This is a genomic window from Neisseria sp. P0013.S005 (assembly GCF_051958425.1).
Lineage (GTDB): Bacteria > Pseudomonadota > Gammaproteobacteria > Burkholderiales > Neisseriaceae > Neisseria > Neisseria subflava.
The window spans coordinates 1-249 of the sequence record NZ_JBQCVL010000076.1 but is presented as its reverse complement, the minus strand read 5'-3'; the positions used below and the strand labels follow the sequence as shown (position 1 = coordinate 249).

The following is a 249-nucleotide window of genomic DNA, read 5'->3' as shown; positions in this document are numbered from 1 at the left end:
ACACCGTCCTTTGCGGTCATGACGCGCATGCCATTGCGCTCCAGCAGGCGCTGGGTCACGCGGCGTACCGTGATGGAGTCGTCGACGACCAGCACGAACGTCCGGCGGTCTTCCGTGACCCGCTGGGGAACGGCAGCGCGCGAGCGCCACTCGGAACGCACCAGTGCGCCCATGTCGAGAATGATGACGATACGGCCGTCGCCGAGAATCGTGGCGCCGGAGATACCCCTGTAGTCCTGTCTCTTATAC

The 249-nt window shown here is 64.7% G+C and carries 1 protein-coding gene; it reads right to left on the bottom strand.

All coding sequences use genetic code 11. From position 1 onward, the window contains the following. Positions 1-249: hypothetical protein (locus ACTHTA_RS11560; protein WP_440379640.1), on the bottom strand; the 249-nt coding region annotated here is incomplete at both ends.